The sequence below is a fragment of the Bradyrhizobium sp. NBAIM08 genome (genome assembly GCF_020193935.1).
GTDB classification, from domain to species: domain Bacteria; phylum Pseudomonadota; class Alphaproteobacteria; order Rhizobiales; family Xanthobacteraceae; genus Bradyrhizobium; species Bradyrhizobium yuanmingense.
The window spans coordinates 1-440 of the sequence record NZ_JADYVR010000431.1 but is presented as its reverse complement, the minus strand read 5'-3'; the positions used below and the strand labels follow the sequence as shown (position 1 = coordinate 440).

At 68.9% G+C, this 440-nt stretch carries 1 pseudogene; it reads left to right on the top strand.

What is annotated here, in order from left to right:
- Nucleotides 1-37 precede the first annotated feature (37 nt).
- Nucleotides 38-440: pseudogene (locus I6F37_RS40270) on the top strand (alpha-mannosidase); the annotation flags it as partial.

Below are 440 nucleotides of genomic sequence, written 5' to 3'. Positions count from 1 at the left end.
CATCTCCGTCGGGACGGCCGAGGAGTTCTTCGGACACGTGGAAGCCGAAGCGGCCGGCGGCGCACCGGTGCCGGTGTGGGCCGGTGAGTTGTACTTCGAGATGCACCGCGGCACGTTGACATCGCAGTCGGCCACCAAGGTCGGAAACCGTCTCTGCGAGCGCCTGCTGCGCGAAGCCGAACTGTGGTGGGTGGCCGCCGGCGGTGCACCGCCCGAGGTCGCAGCCGAGCTCGAAGGGCTGTGGAAGGACGTACTGCTGCAACAGTTCCACGACATCATCCCGGGGTCGGCGATCGCCTGGGTCGCGGACGATGCCGAGGCCGCCCATACACGCGTCGCGGCACGGCTCGAATCGATCGTCGCGGACGCGCTGACGACGATTGCGCCGACGGGCACATCGGTCGCCAATGCTGCGACGAACGCACGGCGCGAGGTGGTGG